At 43.0% G+C, this 15139-nt stretch carries 17 protein-coding genes; 12 read left to right on the top strand and 5 right to left on the bottom strand.

Translation table 11 applies throughout. The annotated features are described in order from the left end of the window. Positions 1 to 30: 30 nt before the first annotated feature. Positions 31 to 1221, top strand: coding sequence for an MFS transporter (locus MHH68_RS14820; RefSeq protein WP_169055648.1), 1191 nt, complete (start codon positions 31 to 33; stop codon positions 1219 to 1221). 53 nt (positions 1222 to 1274) lie between these two features. Here MHH68_RS14820 and MHH68_RS14815 read toward each other — a convergent pair whose 3' ends face one another. Together MHH68_RS14815 and MHH68_RS14810 are read right to left on the bottom strand one after the other, a co-directional pair. Next, the gene (locus MHH68_RS14815) at positions 1275 to 2432 is read right to left on the bottom strand and encodes an oxalate decarboxylase family bicupin (RefSeq protein WP_339163781.1); all 1158 of its coding nucleotides are present in this window, start codon (positions 2430 to 2432) and stop codon (positions 1275 to 1277) included. A 64-nt stretch (positions 2433 to 2496) separates the two neighbouring features. Further along, complete coding sequence (locus MHH68_RS14810) at positions 2497 to 3651, bottom strand: helix-turn-helix domain-containing protein (protein WP_339163779.1); 1155 nt, start codon at positions 3649 to 3651, stop codon at positions 2497 to 2499. A 318-nt stretch (positions 3652 to 3969) separates the two neighbouring features. Between MHH68_RS14810 and MHH68_RS14805 the strand changes: the two genes are divergently transcribed. The 5 genes from MHH68_RS14805 to MHH68_RS14785 all read left to right on the top strand — a co-directional run bounded on the left by MHH68_RS14805 (position 3970) and on the right by MHH68_RS14785 (position 7842). Next, entirely contained in the window at positions 3970 to 4821 is an 852-nt protein-coding gene (locus MHH68_RS14805; RefSeq protein WP_061410264.1) for a DUF72 domain-containing protein, read from the top strand. A gap of 63 nt (positions 4822 to 4884) precedes the next feature. After that, positions 4885 to 6258: a bifunctional UDP-sugar hydrolase/5'-nucleotidase gene (locus MHH68_RS14800; protein WP_339163776.1), complete on the top strand. Its 1374-nt coding sequence runs from the start codon at positions 4885 to 4887 to the stop codon at positions 6256 to 6258. Positions 6259 to 6325: 67 nt separating this feature from the next. Beyond that, positions 6326 to 6631 (top strand): YunC family protein, encoded by a 306-nt coding sequence (locus MHH68_RS14795; RefSeq protein WP_061409521.1) that lies wholly within the window; start codon positions 6326 to 6328, stop codon positions 6629 to 6631. A 69-nt stretch (positions 6632 to 6700) separates the two neighbouring features. After that, a complete protein-coding gene (yunB, locus tag MHH68_RS14790; protein ID WP_080772989.1) occupies positions 6701 to 7471 on the top strand; it encodes a sporulation protein YunB in 771 nt (256 codons plus the stop codon). A 140-nt stretch (positions 7472 to 7611) separates the two neighbouring features. Continuing rightward, a complete protein-coding gene (locus MHH68_RS14785) occupies positions 7612 to 7842 on the top strand; it encodes a hypothetical protein (RefSeq protein ID WP_003212760.1) in 231 nt (76 codons plus the stop codon). A 56-nt stretch (positions 7843 to 7898) separates the two neighbouring features. Here MHH68_RS14785 and MHH68_RS14780 read toward each other — a convergent pair whose 3' ends face one another. Next, a complete protein-coding gene (locus MHH68_RS14780; RefSeq protein ID WP_339165808.1) occupies positions 7899 to 8843 on the bottom strand; it encodes a M23 family metallopeptidase in 945 nt (314 codons plus the stop codon). 327 nt (positions 8844 to 9170) lie between these two features. Between MHH68_RS14780 and lipA the strand changes: the two genes are divergently transcribed. Then, positions 9171 to 10067 carry a lipoyl synthase gene (lipA, locus tag MHH68_RS14775; RefSeq protein WP_034317455.1) on the top strand — a complete coding sequence of 299 codons (897 nt, stop codon included), beginning with the start codon at positions 9171 to 9173 and terminating at the stop codon, positions 10065 to 10067. A 39-nt stretch (positions 10068 to 10106) separates the two neighbouring features. Here the strand turns inward: lipA and MHH68_RS14770 are convergent, their stop codons facing one another. Then, the gene (locus MHH68_RS14770; RefSeq protein WP_034659879.1) at positions 10107 to 10742 is read right to left on the bottom strand and encodes a YhcN/YlaJ family sporulation lipoprotein; all 636 of its coding nucleotides are present in this window, start codon (positions 10740 to 10742) and stop codon (positions 10107 to 10109) included. Positions 10743 to 10862: 120 nt separating this feature from the next. On the opposite strand from MHH68_RS14770, the gene MHH68_RS14765 reads away from it, so the two are divergent. The 3 genes from MHH68_RS14765 to MHH68_RS14755 are packed head-to-tail and all read left to right on the top strand — an operon-like array spanning position 10863 to position 12384. Continuing rightward, on the top strand, positions 10863 to 11138 hold the full coding sequence (locus MHH68_RS14765) for a YutD-like domain-containing protein (protein ID WP_008346837.1): 276 nt from the start codon (positions 10863 to 10865) through the stop codon (positions 11136 to 11138). Between the two features lie 19 nt (positions 11139 to 11157). Continuing rightward, positions 11158 to 11592, top strand: a complete 435-nt coding sequence (locus MHH68_RS14760) for a DUF86 domain-containing protein (protein ID WP_012011153.1) — start codon at positions 11158 to 11160, stop codon at positions 11590 to 11592. An 18-nt stretch (positions 11593 to 11610) separates the two neighbouring features. Further along, positions 11611 to 12384: a TIGR01457 family HAD-type hydrolase gene (locus tag MHH68_RS14755; protein ID WP_144461935.1), complete on the top strand. Its 774-nt coding sequence runs from the start codon at positions 11611 to 11613 to the stop codon at positions 12382 to 12384. A 43-nt stretch (positions 12385 to 12427) separates the two neighbouring features. Here MHH68_RS14755 and MHH68_RS14750 read toward each other — a convergent pair whose 3' ends face one another. Then, positions 12428 to 12928 carry a phosphatidylglycerophosphatase A gene (locus tag MHH68_RS14750; protein WP_058013760.1) on the bottom strand — a complete coding sequence of 167 codons (501 nt, stop codon included), beginning with the start codon at positions 12926 to 12928 and terminating at the stop codon, positions 12428 to 12430. Positions 12929 to 13060: 132 nt separating this feature from the next. On the opposite strand from MHH68_RS14750, the gene yutH reads away from it, so the two are divergent. After that, on the top strand, positions 13061 to 14071 hold the full coding sequence (gene yutH / locus MHH68_RS14745) for a spore coat putative kinase YutH (protein WP_058013907.1): 1011 nt from the start codon (positions 13061 to 13063) through the stop codon (positions 14069 to 14071). 85 nt (positions 14072 to 14156) lie between these two features. Then, positions 14157 to 15131 (top strand): D-glycerate dehydrogenase, encoded by a 975-nt coding sequence (locus tag MHH68_RS14740; protein WP_339163773.1) that lies wholly within the window; start codon positions 14157 to 14159, stop codon positions 15129 to 15131. Positions 15132 to 15139: the final 8 nt, after the last annotated feature.

Raw genomic sequence — 15139 nt, 5'->3', positions numbered from 1 at the left:
CATTTATTTAGCAGAAAGAGGTTTTTTGATATGAAAAAAATGGGCAGATTATACATTTTGATGCTCAATATTTTTATTGCCATGCTTGGCTTTGGCCTCATTGTCCCTGTCATGCCAAGTTACATTGAGGCCTTTGGCGCAACAGGAAAAACACTCGGTTTTCTTGTCGCTGCAACAGGTCTCACACAGTTTGCTTTATCGCCGGTCGCAGGCGCACTGACCGATCGATTTGGACGTAGAAAATTGATCATTGCCGGGATCGCCGGCTTTACGATTGCCCAGTTTATTTTTGCATTTGCTGATCAGCTTTGGATGCTGTTTGTGTCTCGGTTTTTAGGTGGTGCTGCCGGAGCTTTACTCATGCCAGCCATGTTTGCATATATCGCTGATATCACAAGTGAGAAGGATCGAGGGAAAGGAATGGGGCTATTTAGTGCAGCAATGACGTTAGGCTTTGTCATTGGACCAGGCGTAGGCGGCTATTTGGTCGAGTACGGAATCGCTTTTCCTTTTCTCATCGCAGGTTCCTTTGCAGCTCTTTCAACCCTATTGTCCATCCTGTTTTTACCTGAAACATTAACAAAGGAAAAGCAGGAAGAAGCGCGGTTAAACAAAGACATTCATTTCAACCCATTTATACAAATGATGCAAGCTTTAAAGACATCCTACGGTTTTTTGTTTATATTGGCGTTTGTCCTCAATTTTGGCATCATTCACTTTGAATCGATTTTCGGCTTATATGTAGATCAAAAACATGGATTTACACCGAAGGATATTGCGTTTGTGATTACAGTTGCGGGTCTTGCTGGCGTGCTTGTCCAAGGTGCGTTGGTGAATGCCTCTGTGAAACGATTTGGTGAAATGCGCGTCGTGCGTTATGCCCTGCTGGGAGCGGCTTTGATGCTCATCGTCTGCCGTGTTGCGCCGTCATTTTGGCTGATCTTTGCAGGCTCTATTTTATTTTTGTCGGCTACATCATTTGTTCGTCCAGCCCTCAATACATTGCTGTCCAAAATGGCAGGTAATCAGCAAGGAGTAGCGGGAGGCCTCAATACATCCTTTATGAGCCTTGCCAATATTGTTGGACCGAGCCTTGCGGGCATTTTATTTGATGTGAATATTGAGTTCCCTTTTATGCTCGGAACACTGGTGCTTTGCATAAGCTTCATTGCATCCATCGTGTGGGGGAAAAAAGTGCAGCAGCGTTCTGCAATTTCTTAAAATTCAATTATAAAAAACCGATCAGCACAAATGGATCGGTTTTTTTATGGTCATCACCTTTTATATGTCACGACAGGTGATTTTTCTTTATGAAGCGCACGAATCATGGCATCACCTACATGCAAATGCTCTTTCACTAATTGAGGAGGGGTTAAGGCCATCCACTGATTCAACGAAATATCTGCAAAGCGGTCACTTTTAAACATTTCTAAAAACCAAAGGCTCGTTTGACCGATATTTTGGATGTAATGTCCCATACCAAAAGGAACATATCCGACATCACCTGCTCTGTAATTAAAGGTGCGGGCAGTGCCACCGGCTCCAAAGACCGTCATTTTGGCTGTACCTGTTAAATAGTATTGCCACTCATCATTATTAGGATGCCAGTGCATTTCTCTCATGCCGCCAGGCTTTACTTCAACAAGCGCAGCTGCAATGGTTTTTGAAACAGGGAAATTCCGTGAATCGACAATGCGGACAGTTCCTCCAGAGGTCATCAGCGGTTTTTGGCGAAGCAGCTGGTACGTAAATGGTGGCTCGATGCTTCCGTATGGATCAGATACCGTTTGGCTTTCTAATGATGCTGGTGGAGAGCCTTGAAACATGTAGCGCTGCTTATTCGGAATATTATCAAACAGCTTCTCAGGAACGCCAAAATTTTCAGAGAGAATGTTTTTCGGTGTATGGGCAAACCAGTCTGTGATGGTGAACGTATCAAATTCAGAAAAAGCGCCATCATCAAAGACTAAAAGAAATTCACACCCGTCCTCAAGTCCTTGAATGGAGTGCGGAATACCTGGCGGGAAATACCATAAATCTCCTTCTGCTACATCAGCGATCATATTTCGCCCTTCTGCATCTACAGAGGTGATACGGGCTTTTCCTAAAATCATATACGCCCATTCAGCCTGCTTATGCCAATGGAGTTCTCGCACTCCGCCTCGAGTCAGCCGCATGTTGACACCCGCAATCGTTGTGGAAACAGGCAGCTCTCGCTTCGTAATTTCTCTTGACCAGCCGCCAGGATTCAAATGCATATGTGTATCGGAATATGAAAATTTCAAGTTTGGAATGGTTCCGGCATCGGTTTTAGGTGGAACAAGCATATCGGGGTTCTCGATGTCTCGAAGGACGTCCCGCGGGCCTAGATCGGTGGCACCAGCACCATCCTCTCGAATTGGCTGCGGGATGTGACCCAGCTCACCATCCATTGATCATCCCTCCTCTTGTATCACTTTTCTCCTCCAAACTATATGAAGCTTCGGAAGAAAACATTCAATCAGGATGGGGTGAAAGAAGCATCTGAATACGTAATGCTAAGCGCAGCCTTAATGTGGCTTCAGGGTCTTTTAAGCTGATTTGAAGCAGCTCTTCACACTTTTCCAATCGATAAATGACCGTGTTGCGATGAATTGACAAACGTTTCGCTGTTTCTGAAATGTGGCAATGTGTTTCTAAATAGACAGATATGGTGTGGAGGAGGTTTTGACCAGCTTCATATAACGGATGAAGGTGCATTTGGTAAAACGTGATTAAATCCTTTCTTGGAATAAGCTTCAATAAATCTGGCACATCCTTTGCTTGATAGAAGTGTATATATTCCGGCTGTGCCGAGAGATGTCCGGCTTGAAGTGCGTCTAATGCTTCACTGTAGCCCTCAAACAGATGGGTGATGCGACAACTAGTCAAGCTCACGCCGAAGGAAATGGTGTGATTCACTTGTATGCTAACGAGCATCTGCAGCTGTTTTAAAAAAGAGAGGAGTCTGTCACTCATCTCAGACCAACTGCCCGTCTCTTCCATTAATAGAATGCCCATATCACCTTTGACAAATAAAAAGGAAGGGAAAGGAGAGCTTGGCAGTGCGCTGTCGAGCAGATCAACGACTTGATCTAATATTAGTTGCTGCTTCAAAAAATGAGTGGTCTCATGACACTGATCAAGCTGATAGATCATGCATAGATAGCTGCTATCTACATTTAATCCAAACGCCTTCGCAACGTATGCAGCGTCTTGCTGAGAAGACGATAAACCCTCTATCCATCTGCGAAACGCTTCATTTCTGGCACGCTTGGCTGTTTGCTGGGCAGTATATTGTCTCATTCGCGCAATCGAGATTTCGTGTACGGCTTGTTCAATGATGACTTGCAGTGTTTCATTCAGCGGAAGAATGAAGGAAGGGATGACCACATACTCACATGTTTGTTCGGCTAGATCAATCGGAAAGACAGAAAAGGTTTGCTTCGTATCGATTATCGAAAAATAATGGGGTGCCATGCTTTGGAAAAAGGGAAGAATGCGAATCCAATCTGGGCGCGTGATGGGCGAGTTGCCGAGAAGACGCCCATGCTGGTTACACAAATAGACAGGTTTGTGAATCTTTTCGGCGATTTTTTGCAATGTTTCAAATTGGTTATCGTCTATGTTCATATCCACTAAGTCTCCTTTATTGAGAACTAAAGTTCTTGGTGAAGATGAATAAATAAATGGACAATCACTGTTCATTTCTCTGATATATAGTATGTTATCAGCTCACATCATTTTAGATAGAATATTGTCAACTAACATGACAAACAAACAGAAATCATGATAAAATCACGCACCATCAGTCATCTTCATTCAGAATTACCGGCAAATATGATATGTTGTAGACAGAAGAATTTCTTTCAGAAAGATGGGTATGACAAGAGAAAAAGGCTTTCATGTGAGGAAGCCGTCTATACATGAAAGTGGCAAGAGGTGAGAAACATGATTTATATCGGATTAACTGGCTGGGGAGACCATGACAGTCTTTATCCGCCGAAAATCGGCAGCGCGCAAAAGCTGTTTCACTATTCGTCTACGTTTCCCATTGTGGAGCTGGATGCCAGCTTTTATGCAGTTCAGCCTGAACGTAATCATGAAAAGTGGATCAAGGATACGCCAGACACCTTTCAATTTGTCGTAAAAGCATATCAAGGAATGACCGGTCATCAGAGGGGCGAAATTCCGTTTGCTTCAAAGGAAGAGATGTTTGACGCATTTATTCTTTCATTGACTCCGCTCATTCGTGCAGGGAAATTAGCCATGGTTCTATTTCAATTTCCACCATGGTTTGATTGCAAAAAAGAGCACGTCCTTTATTTAAGATGGTGTAAAGAGAAGATGGGCGACATTCCATGTGCCCTCGAATTCCGTAACCGCACATGGTTCTCAGATGAATTTTATGAGCAGACCTTGTCCTTTATGGAAAAAGAAGGCTGGATTCATTCTGTTTGTGATGAGCCGCAAGTGGGAGAAGGCTCCATTCCGCCAGTCATACAAGCTACGCACCGTGATAAAACATTGGTTCGTTTTCACGGGAGAAATAAACAGGGCTGGCTTCACCCAGCGGATCATGAAAATTGGCGTGAAGTGCGATACTTATATTTATATAATGAAGCTGAATTAAAAGAGTGGAAAAAGAATCTCGACATTCTGCATCAGCAATCAAAAGATGTCTATGTCGTATTTAATAATAACTCCGGCGGAGATGCAGCGGCGAATGGCCAGCAGATGATTGATTTGCTGGATATTACGTATTCAAGCCTTTCTCCGAAGCAGTTAGATTTATTTAGTTAAATGAGAGCTGCGGCTTTCAACCTGAATGAGATGGTTCAGTGACAACTTGAGGGAGAGATCAACATGCTGCAGAAGCTATGGTTATATCATACAAACGACTTGCACAGCCACTTTGAGAACTGGCCAAAAATCGCAGCTTATATTGAGGAAAAGCGTCAAGTTCACGATCAGATGCTCTTGTTTGATATTGGCGACCATATGGACCGAGTGAACCTTGTGTCAGAAGCTGATTATGGAAAAGTAAATGTCAAGCTTCTCAATCAACTTGGCTATGATGGGGTCACGATTGGGAATAATGAAGGCATTACACTGCCTCATGATCAGCTCGATCAATTGTATGAGCATGCACAATTTCCAGTGATCCTGTCTAATTTATTTGAGAAAGGCAAAAGACCATCGTGGGCAAAGCCTTATCATATAATCCAAATGGAAAATGGACTGAAAATATGTCTCTTAGGCGTGACCATTGCGTATACACCTGTCTATGAAAAGCTGGGCTGGGAGATTACAGATCCGTTTGACAGCATACGGGACATGCTGCAGGAAGTGAAGGGAAAAGCGGATGTCATTGTGCTCTTATCCCATCTAGGTATCATCCATGATCGGGAGGTAGCCCGTGATTTTCCTGACATCGATATTATCCTAGGTTCACACACGCATCATTTGTTAGAACAGGGTGAAATGGACAATGGAGTGCTGCTTGCATGCGCTGAAAAGTATGGGCATTATATTGGCTGTGTCGAGCTGACCATTGATACAGCGAGCAAAGAGCTCATCGAGAAAAAAGCAACGGTGCAGTCAGTGGATCAGCTGATCAGTGAATCAGATGAAGCCATCACTACTTTACAGCAAGCAGAGAGAAGAGCGAAAGCCCTCATGCAGGAAAAAGTAACCGCGATTGAGTCAGGGTTAGAAACGAAGTGGTTTGATGAATCCCCGCTTCCGCAGCTCTTAACAGATGCCATTAAAGATTGGTGCGGGGCAGATATCGGCATGATGAATGCTGGGATGGTGCTTGATTCATTAGAGGCAGGAATTGTGACTAGAGAAGAAGTCCATCGAATCTGCCCGCATCCCATTAACCCTATTCGTGTGACGCTTTCGGGTCAACAGCTCATCGAAACCGTTCGGCGTGCATGTGAAGAAAAAATGGAACAGCTGCGCATCAAGGGCTTCGGCTTTAGAGGTGAACTGATGGGCAAAATGCTGTATAGTGGTCTCACCTATACATTAGAAGAAGGCGAAACCAAACGGGTGAAGGATGTTTTTGTGCATGATCAATCGATCAATAAAGACGCTTCCTATACGGTTGGAACAGTCGATATGTATACATTAGGCTCTCTATTTCCTCATATTCGTGACCATGAACACATTGAATATTTCATGCCGGAATTTTTACGTGATGTGCTTACTTGGCGCCTGAAGGAAGCCACATGAAATCCGCTTTTGCCTAACAACACTCGCCCTCTTGTCACATAGATTGTGATGAGAGGAGTGAAGGGATTTGGTGAATTTAACACCTATTAATATTGATGGACATTCCTTTACAGCCGTCACCGTCAAACTGCCGAAGACGAATTTTATGGCAGTGACAAATGAACATGGGTATATTATGTGCGGTGCACTGGATGTCGGGCTCTTAAATGAAAAGCTTGCAGATAGAGGCATTATCGCAGGGAGAGCAGTTGGAGTGAGAACGATAGAGCAATTGCTTGATGCCCCATTAGAATCTGTGACATACGCTGCAGAAGCGTTAGGCATTACAGTTGGAACCATTGGAAGAGACGCCTTATTAAAAATGATGAAATAAAATGGAGAGATGATTCCTATCCCCCCGCCTGTCTGCATACACTTGTAATGGAGAAGGGGGGATTTTTTATTGAGAATGAACCGCCGCTATCGCCCCTATAAAAAGGGCCCTTTGCCATTCCGATACGTCATGCTGCTTGCGATCTTATTCTTTGTACTCTCAACTGTCATCAGTCTATTTTTTATTAACCGTTCCATTAAACCAACCCTTATTCACATTGCTGAACTAGAAACAGAGCGTATCGCCAATCATCTGATTCAATATTCCGTTCAAGACTTTGCAGAAGATCAGGAGAATATGAAAGATATGGTGGTCATGAATACAAGTGAGAACGGAAAAGTAACGACCATCGATTTTAATGCGCAAGCAACATCGAAAGCAATGGCTGATCTGTCACGTCATCTTCAAAAAAATTTAGAGGACATTGAAAAGGGGAATTTTCAAAAAGAGGCAAAAGAAGCATTAAAGGATCAAACAGATGGACATGACGGCATTATATATAACATTCCGCTTGGGCAAGCGTCCGGAAATGCACTCATCGCCAACCTAGGACCAAAAGTACCTGTACGCTTCAGTGTTATTGGTGACCCGCATACGGACGTTGAAAAAAACATTAAGCCTTATGGCATCAACAATGCCTTGATTGATATTAGTGTTCTGATCGAGGTCAAGGTAAGAGTCATCATCCCGTTTGCATCTGAAACAATCGTGGTTAAAAACTCAGTTCCCGTCTCCATCCAAGCCGTTCAAGGGGACGTACCAGATTATTACAATGGCAGCGGAACGAACTCTGGCGCTCCATCGATTGTTCTTCCTGAGAAAAAGGAGAAGAAAGAATAACAGCCCAAGGAATGATTGGGCTGTTTTTTGATGTGCAGTCATTGTAAATGTGAACTGTTAATAAAAACCTCATTTACTGCTTGATTCCATATGGATGAATGTGTCATGATCAATTTTAATTGCTATTAGGGGGGAGCTTTATGAAGAAACTTTATGTAAGTGGTATTTGTTTTTTGGTTTTTGCTATAGTATTTAGTGCTAAATATATCACAGCATCCATTTTACTGGTCAGAAATGAAAGTTTAAGTATCGATATTTTTAGAGGTATGTTTGACATGATTCCATTGGAAGTAACAGTTGTGTATTTCATTTTTCTCATCATGGGAATTCTATTTTTAATTTTAGGTTTGAAGGAGAAAAATGAGCAGTAACTTGCTTAAACATGAAAAAGGAGAAGAATGCAAAAACGCTAAACTTCTCCTTTTCGTTAATGTCGTTTCCGTTCAGCCCTTTCCCATGCCCTTAAATGAGGGTATGGATCAAAAGACCATTCAGTTCTGCCGTTGTCTTTATACATGCCATAGTGAAGATGAGGCGGAAATTTTCCTGCTGTGCCTGGAGGGCCATAACCGGAGCTTCCGACAGATCCAATGACCTGTCCGGGTTCAACAATTTGACCTGTTTTGAGTCCTTTTGCAAAGCCATTCAAATGAGCGAAGTAATGATAATGGTTATGAATATCTCGAATACCAATCCGCCAGCCGCCAAAGCGGTTCCAGCCCTTCATTTCAATCACACCATATGATGTCGCACGAACAGGAAGTCCATAATGGGCAAATAAATCCGTACCCTCATGAATTCTTCTGCCTCCAAATCCTCTTGCATCTCCCCATGTGCTCCGGTAGCTGTAGTCAGCTCCAACCGGAAGAGGGAAAGCGTGCTTTCCGAGGTCAAGATGACCATAGTGCTGATATAGCTTCATAAAAGATGAAATGATTCCAACGGTTTGATCTCGTCCATAATAGTCCCATAAAGCAATTTTTAATTGATCAATGCTGTTGCCGTAATGAAGCAAGTATTGAGCAAACGTGAATAATACATCCTCATCGTCATCGCTGCTTGCTTTTCCATCCCCGTTTCCATCAAGTCCAATTCCATCAAACACTTTAATGCTTAAAGGAGAGGTATCCTGCTTATTCGGGTTTTCAGGGCCGATCCACATTTCCCGGGGAATGTAGATGCCAATGATGCCTTTTTGTTTTGGTAAATCTCTTCTGCTTTTTCGAATATTGTGCTCATACTGATCAACCGCAGCAAGTACATACCATGGAACTTGTGTCGTGATGGCGACTTTTTCGTATAGTGCCATTCGCTGCTTCAGTACATCTGGCTGCTTGCCTTCCCCTTGTGCATGAACAGGTAAAGGGAGCATTGAAAGAGCGATCATGATGGCTAAAACCACTTTCACAAACGTCCATCTCCTTTCATCAAGCATCGTCTTCTACCGTTTAGTGTGGTTAGATCACCCTATTTCATAAGAAGAAAATGTTAGTAATTTTCTTGTGATTTTTTTAGGAGGCTTTTGGGTATTTTTGCAGCTCATTCCCTTGTTGTTCAATCTGTACTATGTTAAAGTGTCTAAAGAAAAGGCTTTAGGCCGAAGATTCAATTTTTTGCAGCTTCTTAGCTGCATCCATCGTATATAGCAGGAAGATTTTTGTAGATGCACCTTTAACGAATTCATATGGAGATGATGGAATTGGCAAAGAAGGAAGAGCACGTAAGAAAACCGGACTGGCTTAAAATTAAGCTGAATACGAATGAAAACTATACCGGTTTGAAAAAAATGATGCGGGAAAACAACCTGAATACCGTTTGTGAGGAAGCAAAATGTCCGAATATTCATGAATGCTGGGCAGTGAGAAGAACCGCTACATTTATGATCCTTGGATCTGTTTGTACGCGCGCATGCCGTTTCTGTGCGGTGAAAACTGGACTTCCAACTGAGCTTGACCTGCAAGAACCAGAACGCGTGGCAGATTCAGTAGCGTTAATGAACTTAAAACATGCTGTGATAACAGCGGTTGCAAGGGATGACCAAAAGGATGGCGGAGCAGGTGTGTTTGCTGAAACCGTTCGTGCCATTAGAAGAAAAAGCCCATTTACGACAATTGAAGTTCTCCCTTCAGATATGGGCGGCAATTACGATAATTTGAAGACGTTAATGGACACACGTCCTGATATTTTAAATCACAATATTGAAACAGTTCGCAGATTAACGCCAAGGGTTCGTGCGCGTGCTACATATGATCGTTCATTAGAATTCTTGCGCCGTGCAAAAGAAATGCAGCCCGACATTCCAACGAAATCAAGCATTATGATTGGACTCGGTGAAACGAAGGAAGAAATAATTGAAGTCATGGATGATCTTCTTGCTAACAACGTCGATATTATGGCGATTGGTCAGTATTTACAGCCTTCGAAAAAACATCTAAAAGTTCAAAAATACTATCATCCGGATGAGTTTGCAGAGCTGAAAGAAATTGCGATGTCAAAAGGCTTTAGTCATTGTGAAGCTGGACCGCTTGTGCGCTCTTCCTACCATGCAGATGAACAAGTAAACGAAGCGTCTAAAAAGCGTCAGGCGCAAGCATAACAAAGAAAACGCCAGATCTCTCTGGCGTTTTTTCTCTTGTTAATTTTGTCCGTAAGGGGCGTTTCTTCTCATGGTACGGTCGGAATTCGTCATACCATTTGCATCTTCTTTCGTAGAAATATCTCCGCCTTGAGGGGAATATTTCATTTGTTGAATTGTTTTGGTTAAGATTTGATCAAAATCACGTGAATTGGTTTGAAGACGTGAAAAATTGGCAATGGATTGAAAGTGCTCTGGATTATCAGAGACGTATACATGATAATAACGAGGGAGAACAGAAACCGCCGTCTTCTTTACTTGATCGGCAGATTCATCCCGGTTTTTGTTTCCTGTACGATACACAATGAGTGCATCCTCATCTGTCACAAGTGTTGCTGCATCTTTGATGTTTGGCAGCTGCACAGTTAAACTTGTAATAACGTGGGCAAGATGTTCGCGATTTAAAGCAGGTGTTCTTTCTTTCTGATCCGTTACTTGCTGGCGCTGATAACGAACATACCCTGCTCTGTTTGTGTCTGCTTCTGGCATGTTGGAATTATTTCCTTCATGACGATCCGACAGACGGATGGTTTTACTTGAAGAATCTTCATCCACTTGCCGGTTCATACCTGATTGAAAGCCGCACCCGCCTAAAAGCATGCTGAGGAGAATCGCGGCTGTCAGTTGTTTCTTCATAAATGTGACCTCCTTTTTTCTTTAGCTTCGGCTAAATCGGAAAAAACATGCTTTAGCAATTGATGGAGTTCTTCCAATGAATTATCATTAAAGATGGATCGTTTAAAAAGAGGTGAGAAGATGATCGTCATTCAGAATGCTACTTTTGATCTTGTAAGAGAGATTAAAGACGGTTTTGATGAAGAAGCGTTTAAAGCAAGGTACTCAGATATTTTAAATAAGTACGATTATATTGTGGGGGACTGGGGCTACAATCAGCTGAGATTGAAGGGGTTCTTTGATGACCAAAACCAAAAGGCCACATTTGATACAAAAATCAGCACACTCGATGAATACATTTATGAATACTGTAATTTTGGCTGTGCCTATTTTGTCTTAAAACGAATCAGAAAATAACGCAAAGGGGAGCGTCATGATGTATTTCGTAGACAGAAAAAAGATTGAAGAGACATTACGTTTTTTCGAGGAGCAATATGAGCTGATGCAGAGTCATCAAACATGGACAAGTCCACTAGAGAAAAAAGCGCTGGAACGAATTGTTCATTTGCTTGTCGAATGTATTCTTGATACGGGAAATGACATGATTGATGGCTTTATTATGCGTGATCCAGGAAGCTATGATGACATCATGGATATTCTTGTTGATGAAAAGGTTGTACCAGAAGAGGAAGGCAGTCAGCTGAAAAAGCTTGTCTCGTGCCGCAAAACACTTGTACAGCAATACCAAGAAGTGGTTCATCACGACTTGCTGCAGGTGATCAGCGAGGTTGAGCATGCGCTACAGGTTTTCCCAAACCGCATCCGTACCTACTTGGAGCAAGAGCTTGGCCCAGTATCAGCGTTTAAATAATCCATTGGAGTTGTGAGCATCATGAAATACAAAGGCTATTTAATTGATTTAGACGGAACAATGTATAAAGGAACAGAAAAGATCGAAGAAGCAGGTCAATTTGTTCAAAAGTTAAATGAGCTGAACATTCCCTACTTGTTTGTCACGAATAACTCGTCACGCACGCCAAAGCAGGTAGCGGAAAAACTCGTTTCATTCGATATCCCAGCAACAGAAGAACAAGTCTTTACAACAAGCATGGCAACAGCCAACTATATTGCCGAACAAAAGAAAGACGCGTCTGTTTACGTCATCGGTGAAGAAGGAATCAAGCAGGCCATTGAAGAAAAAGGGCTGACGTTTGGTCAGGAGGACGCTGATTTCGTAGTTGTTGGAATTGATCGCAGCATTACATATGAAAAATTCGCAGTAGGTGCGATTGCCATCCGTCAAGGCGCACAATTTGTCTCAACAAATGGAGACATTGCCATTCCAACTGAAAGAGGGCTTCTGCCAGGGAACGGCTCGTTAACATCTGTATTGACCGTGACCACTACCGTCAAGCCAACATTTATCGGGAAGCCAGAATCGATCATCATGGAACAAGCCATGCGGGTGCTCGGGACTGATGTGTCCGAGACGCTCATGGTGGGTGATAACTATGATACAGATATTATGGCAGGGATGAATGCAGGAATGGACACATTGCTCGTTCATACAGGCGTGACAACAAAAGAGCTGCTTCAGAAATATGATAAACAGCCAACCTATGTCATTGATTCATTATCAGAGTGGATTGAGCGATTATCATAAAAAAAGAGGACAAGCGCGTTATGCGCGCGTCCTCTTTTTTGCTTCATTCCACATTTCTCGCACTATGTGCCAGCCTGCTTGATGCTGCAGCAGCAATGGCGCCGACAATGTCATCTAAAAAGGTATGGCACTGCCCTGTGGATTTATCGTTCAGTGTCTCGAGAATTCCTGGTTTTTCTTTATCGATATATCCGTAATTCGTAAAGCCGATCGAACCATAAATGTTGACGATAGCAAATGATAAAATTTCATCAACGCCATACAGGCTTTCGTCTGTTTCTAGAATAGACTGAAGCGGCTCGGTCAGTTTTTTTTGCTCGGCTAGTACGTCTAGTTCGACACCAGTTAATATCGCATTTTGGACTTCTCGTTTTGCGATGACACGCTCCACATTGTGGATGCATTCTGTCATGTCTAAGCCAGGATGATATTTTTCCTGTAAAAAGTAGACAAGGTCTGCTATATCTTGAATGGATACGCCTCGTTCTTGTAAACGGCGTCTTGCTGTTTTTTCTACTTCGTTCATCTCATGATGATGCGGCATATATTCCTCACCCAATCCTCGTAATTTGTCCACAACGTGTAAAAAGCTTCGGATAGTAAATAGTATTCATAAATCCCTCAACCTGCGACTACGATATGATAAGAGATCGATCATATGAACGCAGGTGAAAACATGAAAGAAACCATTTATCACACATTTGGTATTGATGTGCGTCAACTTATGCCATATGGCAGTTATCAGAGCTTTCAAACGTCGGAGGCTCTCTTTATCATTGTTCCTGTGTCTCATTTGCGAGAAGAAGAACTCACAGAGCTGTTTCATATCAGTCAGTATTTACTGAATGCCGGAGACCCATACGTCGCTGTGTTTGAATTAACAAATGAAGAGAAGCCCACCTTTACTCATGGAAAGGAGCTGTATGCCTTATTGAAGGCAGCACCGCCGATCTCAAGCCGCTCGTTTCAACAGGCGTCAGAGCTGGCGGCCTTTCATGTCAGAGGAAGAGGATTTCCATATGAGGTGTCTGAAACAAAACGTGTGGGAGCCTGGAAGGAATTATGGGCAAAACGGTTAGATCAGCTTGAAGGCTTTTGGATGCAGCAAATGCATCAAAAACCACTAGAACGGTTTGAAAAAAAATTTATCGAATCCTTTCCGTATTATCTTGGATTAACGGAAAACGCCATTCAATATTTAGTGGATACTGAGCTAGATGATGAACCGAAAGAATGTGACTCAGGCACTGTCTGCCACCAGCGTTTTTCGCGGAGGACATGGCCGGATGAGCAGCCGCTTCGTTTACCTGTAGATTGGGTCTTTGATCATCCAACCCGGGATATTGCCGAATATTTAAGAGAAACCTTTGTCCAGCATAAGGAAGATTTAATTGAAGAGGGCTTCTCCTTTCTTCAGCAATATGAGCAGGTAACACCACTTTCTTCTTTTTCTAAGCGTTTGCTATACAGCCGCTTGTTGTTTCCGCTTCATTATTTTGAAATTGTGGAAGGCTACTACATGTCGGGAGAAAATGAAAAATCATATTATGAAGAACGGCTAGATTACGTCTTAAATGATGCCAATCGCTATGAATACTTTCTCAAGGTCTTTCAAGAAATGAGTGCCATGCGAAGCGGCGGGAGCCTCATTCCACCTGTTGGCTGGATCACAGGTCCACTGATTTGAAGTTTCAGTGAACAGATGAAACGTCTCTTTTCTCTTGAGGCGTTTTTCGTTATGCTTAAAGAAATCAATCAAAGGAGTGTTCTTCTTGACGAAACCTTATGTCTATATCACAAGAAAGCTGGATGAAGCATCACTTACACCACTAAAAGAAGTCGCTCATATCGAGATGTGGCCGAGCGAAGAGGAGCCATGTCCACGAGAAGAATTAGAAAAACAAGCAGCGAAAGCGGATGCGCTTCTCACCATGCTGTCAGATCAAGTAGATGAAGCCCTTTTATCAAAGGCTCCACATGTTAAGGTCATCGCAAACCTTGCTGTGGGTTATGACAATATTGATCTTGAAGCCGCTAAAAAGCGCAACATCACCATTTGTCATACGCCTGATGTATTAACAGAATCCACGGCTGATTTAGCCTTTGCCCTTCTAATGGCGTCAGCTAGACGGATTGTCGAGGCGAGTGATTGGGTGAAGGACGGAAACTGGACAGGCTGGGGACCGCTTCTTCTTGCAGGAGCTGATATCCATCATAAAACCCTTGGAATTGTCGGCATGGGCAGCATCGGAACAGCGCTTGCCAAGCGGGCAGCAGGCTTTGACATGAAGGTGCTGTATCATAACCGGTCAAGAAAGCCAGAGGCAGAAGCGCAGTTCGGCGTGACCTACGCGGCTTTTGAGGATTTGCTCACGCAGTCTGATTTCATCGTCTGCCTGACACCGTTAACCCCAGAAACGAAAGATATGTTTAATGAAAAGGCATTCGATCTGATGAAGAACTCTGCTTATTTTATTAACGTATCAAGAGGACAAACTGTGGACGAGGATGCTTTATATGAGGCAGTCACGACAGGAAAAATTGCCGGCGCTGGCCTGGATGTATTTAGACAGGAACCTGTCAGCCCATCTCATCCGTTAACAACATTACCTAACGTCACGGTTCTCCCTCATATTGGAAGTGCAAGTGTTGAAACGAGAAAAACGATGATGCGTTTATGTGCTGAAAATATTGCGCTTGTCCTACAAGGTCAGCAAGCTAAAACGCCGGTTCGCTCATCATATTAGGCTCCCTG

The organism is Bacillus sp. FSL K6-2841 (assembly GCF_037976435.1).
Taxonomy (GTDB): domain Bacteria; phylum Bacillota; class Bacilli; order Bacillales; family Bacillaceae; genus Bacillus; species Bacillus pumilus.
Note: the sequence above shows the minus strand (reverse complement) of the source record. Positions and strands in the feature narration are given on the sequence as shown.

Excerpts from the sequence above, each read along its gene's own strand:
- MHH68_RS14770 (WP_034659879.1), bottom strand. The coding sequence starts at position 10,742 with ATGAAGAAACAACTGACAGCCGCGATTCTCCTCAGCATGCTTTTAGGC.
- MHH68_RS14760 (WP_012011153.1), top strand. The coding sequence starts at position 11,158 with ATGTATTTCGTAGACAGAAAAAAGATTGAAGAGACATTACGTTTTTTC.
- MHH68_RS14785 (WP_003212760.1), top strand. The coding sequence starts at position 7,612 with ATGAAGAAACTTTATGTAAGTGGTATTTGTTTTTTGGTTTTTGCTATA.
- MHH68_RS14815 (WP_339163781.1), bottom strand. The coding sequence starts at position 2,432 with ATGGATGGTGAGCTGGGTCACATCCCGCAGCCAATTCGAGAGGATGGT.
- MHH68_RS14820 (WP_169055648.1), top strand. The coding sequence starts at position 31 with ATGAAAAAAATGGGCAGATTATACATTTTGATGCTCAATATTTTTATT.
- MHH68_RS14780 (WP_339165808.1), bottom strand. The coding sequence starts at position 8,843 with ATGCTCCCTTTACCTGTTCATGCACAAGGGGAAGGCAAGCAGCCAGAT.
- MHH68_RS14750 (WP_058013760.1), bottom strand. The coding sequence starts at position 12,928 with ATGCCGCATCATCATGAGATGAACGAAGTAGAAAAAACAGCAAGACGC.
- MHH68_RS14805 (WP_061410264.1), top strand. The coding sequence starts at position 3,970 with ATGATTTATATCGGATTAACTGGCTGGGGAGACCATGACAGTCTTTAT.
- MHH68_RS14800 (WP_339163776.1), top strand. The coding sequence starts at position 4,885 with ATGCTGCAGAAGCTATGGTTATATCATACAAACGACTTGCACAGCCAC.
- yutH (WP_058013907.1), top strand. The coding sequence starts at position 13,061 with ATGAAAGAAACCATTTATCACACATTTGGTATTGATGTGCGTCAACTT.
- MHH68_RS14765 (WP_008346837.1), top strand. The coding sequence starts at position 10,863 with ATGATCGTCATTCAGAATGCTACTTTTGATCTTGTAAGAGAGATTAAA.
- MHH68_RS14810 (WP_339163779.1), bottom strand. The coding sequence starts at position 3,651 with ATGAACATAGACGATAACCAATTTGAAACATTGCAAAAAATCGCCGAA.